Annotated in this window: 11 protein-coding genes and 1 pseudogene; all 12 read left to right on the top strand. The window is 37.5% G+C overall.

Features of this window, described 5'->3' with window-relative positions; genetic code table 11:
• Positions 1-31: 31 nt before the first annotated feature.
• The 12 genes and pseudogenes from ACFO3P_RS12795 (at position 32) to ACFO3P_RS12740 (ending at position 12444) form a co-directional block, all read left to right on the top strand.
• The gene (locus ACFO3P_RS12795; RefSeq protein ID WP_306432742.1) at positions 32-343 is read left to right on the top strand and encodes a rhodanese-like domain-containing protein; all 312 of its coding nucleotides are present in this window, start codon (positions 32-34) and stop codon (positions 341-343) included.
• A 17-nt stretch (positions 344-360) separates the two neighbouring features.
• A pseudogene (locus ACFO3P_RS12790) lies at positions 361-2054 on the top strand (FAD-dependent oxidoreductase).
• A gap of 561 nt (positions 2055-2615) precedes the next feature.
• Positions 2616-2963 carry a metal-sensing transcriptional repressor gene (locus ACFO3P_RS12785; RefSeq protein ID WP_289585318.1) on the top strand — a complete coding sequence of 116 codons (348 nt, stop codon included), beginning with the start codon at positions 2616-2618 and terminating at the stop codon, positions 2961-2963.
• 75 nt (positions 2964-3038) lie between these two features.
• A complete protein-coding gene (gene copZ / locus ACFO3P_RS12780; protein WP_042533234.1) occupies positions 3039-3245 on the top strand; it encodes a copper chaperone CopZ in 207 nt (68 codons plus the stop codon).
• Between the two features lie 87 nt (positions 3246-3332).
• Positions 3333-5759 carry a heavy metal translocating P-type ATPase gene (locus ACFO3P_RS12775; protein WP_289585319.1) on the top strand — a complete coding sequence of 809 codons (2427 nt, stop codon included), beginning with the start codon at positions 3333-3335 and terminating at the stop codon, positions 5757-5759.
• Positions 5760-5766: 7 nt separating this feature from the next.
• On the top strand, positions 5767-6354 hold the full coding sequence (locus tag ACFO3P_RS12770; RefSeq protein WP_379542446.1) for a YdhK family protein: 588 nt from the start codon (positions 5767-5769) through the stop codon (positions 6352-6354).
• A 99-nt stretch (positions 6355-6453) separates the two neighbouring features.
• Positions 6454-7128, top strand: coding sequence for a hypothetical protein (locus tag ACFO3P_RS12765; protein ID WP_289585321.1), 675 nt, complete (start codon positions 6454-6456; stop codon positions 7126-7128).
• A gap of 36 nt (positions 7129-7164) precedes the next feature.
• Positions 7165-7443, top strand: coding sequence for a glutaredoxin family protein (locus ACFO3P_RS12760; RefSeq protein WP_289585322.1), 279 nt, complete (start codon positions 7165-7167; stop codon positions 7441-7443).
• A gap of 128 nt (positions 7444-7571) precedes the next feature.
• On the top strand, positions 7572-8192 hold the full coding sequence (locus ACFO3P_RS12755) for a nitrite reductase (protein ID WP_289585323.1): 621 nt from the start codon (positions 7572-7574) through the stop codon (positions 8190-8192).
• Between the two features lie 405 nt (positions 8193-8597).
• Positions 8598-9104 carry an O-acetyl-ADP-ribose deacetylase gene (locus tag ACFO3P_RS12750; protein ID WP_042533266.1) on the top strand — a complete coding sequence of 169 codons (507 nt, stop codon included), beginning with the start codon at positions 8598-8600 and terminating at the stop codon, positions 9102-9104.
• Between the two features lie 179 nt (positions 9105-9283).
• Positions 9284-10909: a helix-turn-helix domain-containing protein gene (locus tag ACFO3P_RS12745; RefSeq protein ID WP_289585324.1), complete on the top strand. Its 1626-nt coding sequence runs from the start codon at positions 9284-9286 to the stop codon at positions 10907-10909.
• 83 nt (positions 10910-10992) lie between these two features.
• Entirely contained in the window at positions 10993-12444 is a 1452-nt protein-coding gene (locus tag ACFO3P_RS12740; RefSeq protein WP_289585325.1) for an aldehyde dehydrogenase family protein, read from the top strand.
• The last annotated feature ends 86 nt before the right edge of the window (positions 12445-12530 follow it).

The following is a 12530-nucleotide window of genomic DNA, read 5'->3' as shown; positions in this document are numbered from 1 at the left end:
ACTATATGTATACCCCGCGGAGGAAGCAGAAATGGAGAAGGATGTTATGAAAAGTATACAAGTAAACGAATTAGCGAAAAAAATAAGACAGTGCCAACATATAAACATAATTGATGTTAGAGAAGAGATTGAGGTAGCAGCGGGGAAAATCCCTGAAGCGAAACACATTCCCTTAGGGGAGTTAGCAGATTCATTAGAAAAGTTGGACAAGAATGAACATTATTACTTGATTTGCCATTCCGGAGGCAGAAGTTCCACCGCATGTGATTTTTTAACTGAACAGGGTTACGATGTAATAAATATCACTGGCGGCATGATGGCTTGGCAGGGTGAAATAGAATAACGGAAGGTGTGATAGCAATGGGGAAGAAAATATTAATTGTTGGAGGAGTTGCTGGCGGAGCATCCGTTGCTGCCAGAGTAAGAAGATTAGATGAACATGCCGAAATTATTATGCTTGAAAAAGGTCCGCATGTATCTTTCTCGAATTGCTCCTTACCCTATCATTTAAGTGGAATTGTAGAAGATAGTCAAGATCTTGTTTTAATGAATCCAGATATATTTAAAAACCGATATAATATTGAAGCAAGAGTAAATCAAGAGGTTATGAAAATTAATCGTGATAAAAAAACAATTACTATTAAAGATCTGATTGCGGATAGAACTTACGAAGAACCGTATGATTCTTTAGTTCTTTCACCTGGAGCGAAACCAATTCGGCCAAATTTGGATGGCATCGATCATCCCAACGTGTTCACAGTTCGTAATGTGGTTGATATTGAAAATATGAATGACTTCATAAAACAAGAAGATATAAAAAATATTGCAGTGATTGGAGGGGATTTATTGGTGTGGAGGTTGCTGAAAATCTAAAGCTGGCAGGCTATCATATATCTTTAGTAGAGTTTGCCAGTCAAGTAATGCCTCCATTTGATTACGATATGGCCCAGATTCTCCATAAAGAAATGGTTGACCAAGGAGTCAATCTTATTTTAGATGACGGCTTAGCAAAAATAGATGCTGGTTTTGTAGAGACCAATTCTGGAAGAAGGATAAAAGCAGAGGCAGTTGTTTTAGCGATTGGTGTCAGACCAGAAACGCGCTTAGCGGAAGAAGCAGGTCTTCAAATCGGTGAAACAGGCGCCATCAAAGTGGATACGAATTACGTTACAAGTGATCCAAATATTTATGCAGTCGGAGATGCCATAGAAGTATACCATCGATTATTACACAAACCGGCCAGGTTAGCACTGGCGGGACCTGCCCAGAAGCAGGCCAGAGCAGCTGCAGATCATATGTATGGAATTCGAAGCAGGAATCAAGGGGTTATTGGCTCTTCCTCTATTCATCTTTTTGATTTAAATGCAGCTTCCACTGGTTTAAATGTCAGAACAGCGGAACAAGCCGGTATATCATCTGATTCTGTCTATGTGATGCCTAGAGATAAAGTAGGTTTGATGCCAAATAGTAATCCAATGCATTTTAAATTAGTATATGAATACCCGACAGGGCGGATTTTAGGTGCACAAGCGATTGGAAAAGGTAATGTCGATAAACGGATCGATGTCATTGCAACGATAATCACGATGAATGGGACTTTAGATGATTTAAAAGAACTTGAATTAACGTATTCTCCAATGCTGGGAACGGCAAAAGATGTTGTTAATCATGCAGCGCTTGTAGCATTAAATCAATTAGAAGGCCGATATAAAGAAGTAAGGGTTTCCTGTGTACGTGAGTTAGTGGAGAATCATGCTTTTATCATTGATGCCCGTGAAAAAGGAGAGTACAATGCTGGTCATCTAAAACATGCAATAAATATTCCCTTAAGTGAATTTAGAGACAGATTAACAGAAATTCCGAAAGATGAACCTGTATATATACATTGCCGGTCAGGTCAACGAAGCTACAACATGGTAATGGCTCTAAATAACTTAGGTTATGAGAAAGTATATAATATTTCTGGGTCCTATTTAGGCATTAATCTGTATGAATACTTTAATGATTTGTCTATGAATAGAGAGAAGATTGTAACAGCGTATAATTTTAAGTAAAGATAGTTATATTATCATTAGGTATGGAAAGAAAACGCACTTTTTTCTGCTGAAAAAAGTGCGTTTTCCTATTACTATAGATGATTTGGTTTTCATGTAATAACTTGTACAATAAAGCTAAATATATACCATTTTTATCAATTAGATTTTGAGAATAAAAAGAGAATGGATTTAATTTATCACCTATTGAATCAAGAATATTCATAATAAGAATGTTTTCTCATTTTTAATAAAATATTACGTTTCAAAGTAAAATACATGTATTTTACTCAATGAATTAAATTTCCGATGCTAAAGATACTTTTCCTAAAAAGCAGGAAGTTAGATTTGTTATTCGCATAATAATAAGTAAGTAATGCGTTTTTTGGGAGTTGTCATAGCCGCTTTGAAATAATTCACTCTGGCTATTATTAATAAAAAGAATAGAAAATAATATTTTACATATACTACCTGTTGATTAAAATAGATGGACTTTTATTTGTTTGCATACTATATAAGGGTATTTAGAAGCGGATTAGGTTGAATAATCAATAATCCTTGAAACAAGAAAGGAGAATAGATATGGGTAAGACAGCTGAACAAATGGCTCCGATCGAACAGAAGAAAATGTGTTGCGCTGAAGATGGAGAAGATACCAGCACGCATATGACAGATGAGCTTCAGCGAAATTTAATGAATCGCATGAACCGGATTGAAGGGCAGGTCAAAGGTGTTAAACGAATGATTGACCGGAATGTATATTGTGATGATATTTTAACGCAAGTGTCGGCGGTGCAATCTGCATTGCATTCTGTTTCAAGGCTGCTTCTGGAAAGCCATATAAACACATGTGTAATGGATAGGTTAGAGATTAAGGACCCAGAAATTGTTGCAGAGTTTATGACAACTATCTCAAAAATAATGAAGTAAAAATTTTTTAACTTGACAATACCTATCTAGGGTATGGTAATATGAAGGTGAATTAAAAATTAGGAGGTAATTTACATGGAAAATAAAACGCTAAATGTTCAAGGAATGTCTTGTGGCCATTGCGTCAACTCAATTGAGGGCAACGTAGGAGAATTGGATGGAGTTGAATCTGTCAAAGTACATTTAGAAGATGGAAAAGTAGACGTAACCTACCATGCTGATAAAGTAAATTTAAAAGAAATTACAGAAGTAATTGAAGAACAAGGCTATGATGTCGCTTAAATAAGAAGGGGATAATCGTGCTTTCAGCAGCACGATTTCCTTTTTGAATTTTTAATACCCCCAAAGGGTATAAGAGAGGTGGAGAAAATGGGAGCACAAAAGGAAGTAAACTTACAAATTCAAGGCATGACCTGTGCAGCATGTGCCAATAGAATTGAAAAAGGGCTCAACAAAATAGAAGGCGTGGAAAATGCAAATGTCAACTTTGCAATTGAAAAAACAAAGGTTGTTTATGATCCTGATAAAACAAATGTGCAGGATTTTGAAGATAAAATTGAAAAATTAGGCTATCATGTTGCGCATGATAAGCAAACATTTGATATATCGGGTATGACCTGTGCAGCGTGCGCCAATAAAATTGAAAAACGATTAAATAAAATGGAAGGTGTTTCTAACGCTTCTGTCAACTTTGCTTTAGAAAACGTAGCAGTAGATTATGACCAAGGCCAAGTTACTGCAGGCGATATGATGGAAGCTGTAAAAAAATTAGGCTACAGCTTAAAAGTGCAATCATCTAAAGAAGAAACAGCAAATAATAAAGGAGAAGAAATTCGACATCAGACAGGGAAATTTATTTTTTCAGCCATTTTAACCCTTCCTTTATTATGGACAATGGTAACACACTTTGAATTTACGTCGTTTATCTATTCACCGGATATGCTGATGAATCCGTGGGTACAGCTGGCATTAGCGGCGCCCGTCCAATTTATTGTTGGTGCACAATTTTATAAATCCGCATATAAAGCATTGAAAAATGGCAGTGCGAATATGGATGTCCTTGTTGCATTAGGAACAACGGTTGCTTTTGTTTATAGTATTTTCCTCGGCTACGAGTGGCAGGTACAAGGTCAGACTGGTATGCCAGAGCTTTATTTTGAAGCTGCGGCAGTTATTATCACATTAATCCTGCTTGGAAAACTATTTGAAGTTCGTGCCAAAGGAAGAACAGGTCAGGCAATTCAAAAATTGCTTGGCATGCAGGCAAAAACTGCCCGCGTCATCAGAAACGGAAAAGAACAAGAAATTGCAATTGAAGAAGTAATCGTTGGTGATGTGGTTATGGTACGTCCTGGTGAAAAAATCCCTGTGGATGGTCAAATTGTAAAAGGGGAATCAGCAGTTGATGAATCGATGATTACTGGGGAAAGTATTCCTGTTGATAAGAAGACAGGAGATGTAGCTATTGGTTCGACTATTAATAAAAATGGCTTGCTGACGATGGAAGCTACCAAGGTTGGTAAGGATACAGCTCTGTCTCAGATTGTAAAGGTAGTTGAGGAAGCACAGGGAAGTAAAGCCGACATTCAGCGTGTTGCTGACAAAGTGTCTGGCGTATTTGTTCCCATCGTTATAGGAATAGCACTTGTGACGGGACTTGTATGGTATTTCTTTGTTGCACCTGGCGATTTACGCTCTGCTTTAGTCCCTGCGATTACGGTATTGGTCATCGCCTGCCCATGTGCGCTTGGTCTGGCTACTCCGACATCTGTGATGGCCGGTTCAGGCAGAGCAGCAGAGCTGGGAGTTTTGTTTAAAGGCGGAGAGTATTTAGAAAATACACGTAACCTGAACACAATTGTTTTAGATAAAACAGGAACAGTAACCAAAGGAGAACCTGAATTAACAGATGTTCTGCCTGAGCAAGGATTTACAGAAGAAGAAGTGCTCGCTTTCGTCGCTTCTGCTGAAAATAATTCTGAACATCCATTGGCAGAAGCAATTGTAAAAGGTGCAAAAGCAAAAGGCGTTCAGATTCAAGAAACCGATTCTTTTGAAGCGATACCGGGATACGGTATTCAAGCATCTGTAGATGGGAAAATGATTTTTGTCGGTACAAGAAAGCTAATGAAGCGAGAGAATATTGATGTCTCTTCTGTAGAAGATAATATGGCAGACCTTGAATCAGATGGGAAAACAGCGATGTTAATTGGTTTGGAAAATCAATTAGCGGGTGTTATTGCGGTGGCAGATACTGTGAAAGAGACTTCTAAGACAGCTATCCAAAGAATGCACGAGCAAGGATTAGAAGTCATTATGCTGACTGGAGATAATCAGCGGACAGCTGATGCAATTGGAAAACAGGTAGGAATAGATCGTGTTATCGCAGAAGTCGTTCCCGAGCAAAAAGCAGATGAGGTTAGAAAGCTTCAGCAGGAAGGCAAAAAAGTAGCCATGGTTGGTGACGGTGTCAATGACGCCCCAGCGTTAGCTGTAGCAGATATCGGTATGGCGATTGGTACAGGAACAGATGTAGCGATTGAAGCAGCGGATATTACGCTGATGCGCGGCGATTTAAATAGCGTAGCAGACAGTGTACAAATTAGCGCAAAAACAATGCGTAATATCAAACAGAACCTGTTCTTTGCCTTTTTCTATAACTCAGCTTCCATTCCAGTCGCAGCAATTGGACTGCTCGCTCCATGGGTTGCCGGAGCAGCGATGGCATTCAGTTCAGTATCCGTTGTACTAAATGCTTTACGATTACAACGCTTGAAGTTAAAAGGAGGCCAATAATATGTCCATTAAGAAATGGGTTTCCTTAGGGATTATCTATGTAGTGGCTGTTTTCGCAGCGTTTGCCATTATTACTGGGCAAAATCCACTGGCAAGCGGAGAAATGGGACACGATGAACACGCAGATGAGCATGAGCATGAAGGGATGGATCATTCAGCTGAAGAAATGTCCAGTTCTGGAGACATCCCTGCAGGTCTTCAAGAAGCAAAGGAACCGACATTTGAAATCGGCAGTGAGGCAATCATAAGTGCCGATCATATGCCAGGAATGGATGGTGCTGTTGCGGAAGTCTCCGGTGCATTTGATACAACGGTTTACACCGTATCTTATACGACAGAAGATGGAAAGAAGATCGAGAATCATAAGTGGGTCATCCATGAAGAGTTGGAAAATCCAGATGCTGCCCCATTAGATCCTGGTACGGAGGTTGTATTGAATGCCGATCATATGGAAGGAATGGACGGTGCTCATGCGGAAATCGATTCGGCAGATGAAATCACTGTCTATATGGTTGATTTTGAAACCACAGATACTGGAGAAGAAGTTCAATACCATAAATGGGTAACAGAGGAAGAGTTATCACCGGCAAATTAAGAGGTAACCTCTTTTTATAAAGTTCTCCTCATAAAATCTGTCGAGACCAATGAAAACACAGTATATCATCATATGAAAAAATCAAAGGAGGAAGTAAATATGGATCATAGTCATCACCATCACCACCATAATCATTCAGGTGAATCAGAGGTAAAAGTAGATGTAACGTATAAGGACGGAAAAATATCTATCGCCTTAGAGGATAATGCCGGAAAAGCGCCGGAGCTGGCTTTGGCACATGAAAAAGAAATGCATTTTATTATGGTATCGAATGACTTGGAACAGTATTATCATTTGCATCCGGAAAAAGAGCAGGAAGGACTTTATACTATTAACCAGCCTTTAAAGGATGGTACGTACAAAGCCTTTGTTGATATTACATCAAAGGAAAAAGCATATCAGGTAGCTCCAAGTCCAGTTCAGGTTGGAACGGAGGAAACAGGAAAAGCTGTCTTAAAGCCTGACGATGATTGGACAAAAGAAGTAGATGGTAAAACTGTTACGTTAGAGGACGTCAAAGCAGAGACCGGAAAAGCAGTACCTTTAGATTTTAATATGCATGGAGAAACTCCTGAACCGTATTTAGGTGCTTTGGGGCATGTAGTCATTGTAGATGAAGCAGCAGAACAATATATCCATGTTCATCCAGATTCTGACGACACAACGACATTCCATGCTCATTTTCCAAAGCAGGGCATGTATAAAATTTGGTCAGAATTTGAATTTAATAATAAGGTACACACTTATTCATTCAATATTGAAGTAAGTAAATAAGTGATATCATCATACCTGGAGGAGGTAAGTTAATAAATGGCTGCATATCATTTGGAAATTTATACTAGACCAACTTGCTCAGATTGCCAGGATTTGAAAAACTTCTTGGAAGAACATCAAATCCAGCATAAGCAATATGACTTAGCAAAACAGCCTGAAAAAGAGAAGGAATTAAAAAAGATAACAGGAAATAGAATCGTTCCCGGTATTGTTTTTTCTCGATCGTCTATGCTGGGTTTAAGGAAAAAAGCGAAAAGCATGACCGGGTTTGAGCAAAATAAAGAAGAAATCAAAAAGCTGTTAGAAGTCAGCTAAGAGAAAGAAATGGATTCCGTAAAGAGATTTTATTTCTTTATGGAGTCCATTTCTTTTCTGTCATTAAAAATACCTTACCAATGTATTGTATAAAAATGATGAAAAAGTATAAAGAGGGGGGAGTTTATATGGAGAGTGATGGAAAAAAGATTAAAATCGCCGTCAATGGAGGTATCGGATTCGGATCAAAATTAAATGCCAACCAGCTGCTGACCATCTCTAAATATATGGATGCAAATGAAGAGCTGGAATTAACCACTTTTCAACAGCTTTATATCGAAATACCGGAAAACAAAAAAGAAGAAATAATACAAGAATTTAAACATGTTGGGTTATCTTGTTATCCAGTGGGAAATTACGTTAAGAGCTTGAGAACCTGCAATTTTTGTAAAGGAGAAGAGCGGGAAGGGATGCCTGTAGCAAAAGAACTTAATAAGCGATTTGCAGGCAAACAAGTTCCTTTCACACTAAAGATGGCTTATACAGGCTGTCCGATTGGCTGTGGAGAACCAATGGTCAGCGATATAGGCGTTTTGAAATTTAAGGATCAGTACAATTTGTATGTAGGTGGAAAAGGAAATGGATTCGATGCAGAAGTGGGGATGCTTCTGAAAGAGAATCTGGAGCCGGAAGAATTATACGTGATTATAGAGAGAATCATCGATAGCTATGCACAGCTCGGCAAGAAAAGAGAGACTTTCTTTAAATTCTGGAGAAGAATCGGAAAAGAGCGGCTGGTAAATATATAAAGCGAAGCTTCAGGGAGTGTAAACTAAGCTGCATTGTTAGCCGTGTGCTCTTACTTACACAGTTTAGTTTACACTCCCAAATATAATGAAATATACATGGCACAAAGACGTTGCTAATTCTTTCATGGAAGATAGAGACGTCTTTTTCTATTTATTACCATATGTAAGATAAATAAAAATTAGTGGTTTTTGTAAATGAATCCATCTTTATTTGCAACACAAACCTCACTTCCTTATAATTATATTACATAAGTCAGCTACAGACGCTTCATAATCATCCAGCTACCAATAAGTATTATCCGTTTTAATGTTATTTTTTGTATTTTCCTATGCAGTCATTTCTCTATTATGAAAATGGGAAATAACTAGATTAGAAGGATTAATAATTTACCTGGAGGGACGTTTATGTCTTTTAACATCATTCAAGGTGATATTACAAAAGTCAATGCAGCTGCTATTGTAAATCCTGCTAACTCTACTTTGCTTGGAGGAGGCGGGGCTGATGGAGCAATTCACCGGGCGGCAGGACCTGAACTGTATGAGGAATGCCGGAACCTTGGCGGCTGTGAAACAGGTCAAGCGAAAATAACAAAAGGCTATCAGCTGCCGGCTGAATATGTTATCCATACTGTCGGACCAGTTTGGCACGGTGGGCAAAGAAATGAAGAAAAGCTATTGGCCGACTGCTACAAGCATTCGCTTGCTTTAGCGAAGGAGTATCAAATGGAAAGTATTGCTTTTCCGCTTATTTCTTCCGGCGTTTATGGATATCCAAAGGAACAAGCGTTTAACATTGCTGTCTCAGTCATTCATGACTTTTTATCAGAGAATGAGATGCGTGTGTATCTTATTGCGTATGACGAAGAAGCCTTTACCTTGTTTCAAAAATGGTATGCATCCATTGTGGGATAATTCTTATATATAGTACGACAGCCCCTGGAATTAGATGGAATCATCTAACTCCAGGGGCGTTTTGTGTTTGTCGAGGCATTTTATCGTGATACTTTGAGATATCACAATTATTTTAAAGTAATTGTGATAAGATAATAAATAAATTATTTATTTAGACTTTTGGAAAAGTGGTGAAATGAATGGATGAAAACTTTAAGGATATTCATAAAGCAAAAAAACTGCTGGAAATAAATAAAATGCTGACAAAGTCATTAAAAATAGAAGAAATCCTAAAAAGTGTTATTATAGCAGCCACGGAGTTAATTGATGTGTCAGGAGTTTTTATTATCTATTTATATGATGAAAAAACGAAAACACTTAAATTTGCTGAAGGGCAGGATGTGAATAAGGAAGCATTTGAAAAAATTGCATTCGCTCCCGGTGAATCGATTGCTGGCAGGGTGTTTCAAGAAAAAAAGTCAAAACTATTCACTTCGGAAGAAGAAATTGATGACTATATGAAAAATATGACTGCAAAAAATTATCAATATTATTATAAAGGAATCAAAGAAAGAAAAATAAAAAGCACATTTGTTGTTCCGATTGTAAATAAGAACCGCTGCTATGGCATGGTTGTTGTCAATAATTTCAGCCGTAAAAATATATTTACAAAAGAGGATATGCAGGTTATTGAAGTGGTTGCGGATCAAACGGCTATCGCAATCGATAATTCGAATGTTTACCAGGATTTAAAGGAGAAAAATAATTTACTGAGACAATCGTATGCTATTCATAATCAATTTTATGAATTAATTATTGAAGGGCGAGGCATTGAAAATGTCATTTCTTTATTGGAAAAAATTATTGAATCGCCGGTTCAGTTTGATCATGAGATAAAAGAATACGATAAAGAAAATATTTTTCCTATTGTAAGAGGAAATGAAAGGCTGGGATTATTGAAATTTGAAAAAGCCTTTAATGATTTTTCTTATATGAGCAAAATTGCTATTGAACAAGCAAGCCTTCCCATTGCATTAGAATTGGTTAAAAACAATGCGCTTTTTGAAAAAGAAATCCATTTCAGAGAAGAAGTGTTTAATCAGTTAATGGAAGGAATTTCAGATAGAGATCTGCAGCATGCTTTACAATATGTGAAATGGAAGAAAGATTGGACTGTGCAATGTATGATAATGGAAGGGAAGGATAAATCATTATGGCAGCTAGATAAATTAATAGAAAAAGAACGATTTATCCAGTCAATAGAGCGAATTAGTCAGTCACTGGGAATAGACAGTTTAATTTTTACGCGTACCTTTCAGGTAATTGTTATTGTACCGGAGCCAAAAAAGAATCGTTTATATGAGCTTATTAAACAAATAAAAATATATTGGAATAACATGGAGGTTATTTATGGTATTGGCAGAGAAACGAATATAAAGGAACTGTCTGTTTCCTATCAGGAAGCTATTCGCTCCATTGGATATGCCAAACATCACCAGATGGAGATAGTTGAATATGCTATGCTGGGAGTTGAGAGGCTTTTATATGAAGTAGACGAGGATGTTCTGAAAATGTTTATGCATGATAAGCTGCAGCATTTATATTCACTGGATGAAAGCTTTATTGAAACACTTCAAGTATTTATCCATTTAAATAAAAATCATAAACTAACTGCTGAGCATTTGCATATACATGCCAATACACTTTACTATCGTTTACGAAAAATAGAGGAAGCATTAGACATTCAATTTGATGATGAGAAGGATTGGATTGATTTCGTGATAGCCTTTCGTCTATATGTGGCGAGCAACAAAAAAGATGGGTAATCTTTGTTGCTCGCCCTATTTAATTTTAAGTGCTTTCATTTTAAGATGAAATATATCAAGTATTCAAAGGAGGCTATTTAGAAATGAGCAATACGTATTTTAATTTTATAAATGGGGAATGGGTTCCATCAAAAACAAATGAAACATACGCAAGCATAAATCCTGCAAAAACAGATGAAATAGTAGGCTTTTTCCAACAATCTAATGAGGAAGATGTCGAGTTAGCTATACAAGCTTCTGAAAACGCTTTTTTAAAATGGTCGCGCACAGCAGCTCCGAAAAGAGGGGATGTCATTTTCAATTTGATTCAGCTTCTTGAAAGCAATAAGGAAGAATTGGCTGTCATTATTACAAAAGAAGTTGGCAAATCACTCCGGGAGGCACATGGAGAAGTACGTAAAACGATTGAGGCGATGAAGCAATTTAGCGGAGAAGCAACCAGACTGACAGGTGAAACCATATCTTCTCAAGATAATGATATCTTCGGCTATACTATTCGAGAACCACTCGGGGTGGTTGGTGTAATAGCTCCTTATAATTTTCCGTTAGGTATCGGGATTTGGAAAATAGCTCCTGCAATTATCGCAGGAAACACCGTAGTCTTTAAGCCTGCAAGCAATACGTCGCTAATTAGTGTGAAAATCATGGAATTATTTGAAGAGGCTGGGGTACCGGCTGGAGTAATTAACATGGTGACAGGACCTGGCGGCGTGATTGGGAGCGCTATTGGAAATCATCCGAAAATCAAGGCTGTATCGTTTACAGGGTCAACGGATGTAGGATTGGCGCTTGGAAAAGCTGTAACGGCTCGCGGAGCAAAAATGCAGGCTGAAATGGGCGGAAAAAATCCATCTATTATTCTTGAAGATGCCAATATTGACGAAACGGTTGAAAATCTGGTGATTAGCGGGTTTTTAGATAATGGACAGCGTTGTACAGGGACCAGCCGTGTGATTGTATTAAAGTCTATCGCAAAAGAATTAATTGAAAAATTAGTAAAACGGGCAGAAAAATTAGTTATTGCTGATGGATTTATAGAGAACGTAGATAATGGCCCGGTAATTGATGAAGGACAGTTAAACACCTATTTACATTATGTTCACTCTGCTATAGATGAAGGAGCCACATTGGAATATGGAGGAAAGCGTTTGACAGACGACGGAAAGGACAAAGGATATTTTGTCTTGCCGACCATATTCAGTAATGTAACAAAGGAAATGACGATTAACCGGGAAGAAATTTTTGGTCCGGTAATGGGAATTACAATAGTAGATACGTATGAGGAAGCAATTGAGCTGGCGAATGATAATGAATTTGGGCTTTCGTCAACGATATATACCAATGATATGAATAAAGCGTTTCATTTTATTCGTGAAATTGAATCGGGGGTTACACATGTGAATATACCGTCTAATTATTTTGAAAATCAATATCCATTTGGCGGCAAAAAAGCATCCAGCATTGGTCCTCGTGAACAAGGGTCAACAGCATTAGATTTTTGGACAGAGTATAAAACTGTTTATATTAAAGCATAAAAAGATAATAAACAGACGGCTCATATCCTGGAATGCACATCTATATTCTAATAAACCTGATATTCGCCGTCTGTCTATTATCTAAA

It is taken from the genome of Oceanobacillus aidingensis, assembly GCF_042654105.1.
Classification (GTDB): domain Bacteria; phylum Bacillota; class Bacilli; order Bacillales; family Amphibacillaceae; genus Oceanobacillus; species Oceanobacillus oncorhynchi.
This window is presented reverse-complemented; position numbering and strand designations above follow the sequence as displayed.

What these genes read in the sequence shown, in the direction of transcription:
- ACFO3P_RS12795 (WP_306432742.1), top strand. Translation starts at nt 32, where the DNA reads ATGGAGAAGGATGTTATGAAAAGTATACAAGTAAACGAATTAGCGAAA.
- ACFO3P_RS12750 (WP_042533266.1), top strand. Translation starts at nt 8,598, where the DNA reads ATGTCTTTTAACATCATTCAAGGTGATATTACAAAAGTCAATGCAGCT.
- copZ (WP_042533234.1), top strand. Translation starts at nt 3,039, where the DNA reads ATGGAAAATAAAACGCTAAATGTTCAAGGAATGTCTTGTGGCCATTGC.
- ACFO3P_RS12785 (WP_289585318.1), top strand. Translation starts at nt 2,616, where the DNA reads ATGGGTAAGACAGCTGAACAAATGGCTCCGATCGAACAGAAGAAAATG.
- ACFO3P_RS12740 (WP_289585325.1), top strand. Translation starts at nt 10,993, where the DNA reads ATGAGCAATACGTATTTTAATTTTATAAATGGGGAATGGGTTCCATCA.
- ACFO3P_RS12775 (WP_289585319.1), top strand. Translation starts at nt 3,333, where the DNA reads ATGGGAGCACAAAAGGAAGTAAACTTACAAATTCAAGGCATGACCTGT.
- ACFO3P_RS12755 (WP_289585323.1), top strand. Translation starts at nt 7,572, where the DNA reads ATGGAGAGTGATGGAAAAAAGATTAAAATCGCCGTCAATGGAGGTATC.
- ACFO3P_RS12745 (WP_289585324.1), top strand. Translation starts at nt 9,284, where the DNA reads ATGGATGAAAACTTTAAGGATATTCATAAAGCAAAAAAACTGCTGGAA.
- ACFO3P_RS12765 (WP_289585321.1), top strand. Translation starts at nt 6,454, where the DNA reads ATGGATCATAGTCATCACCATCACCACCATAATCATTCAGGTGAATCA.
- ACFO3P_RS12760 (WP_289585322.1), top strand. Translation starts at nt 7,165, where the DNA reads ATGGCTGCATATCATTTGGAAATTTATACTAGACCAACTTGCTCAGAT.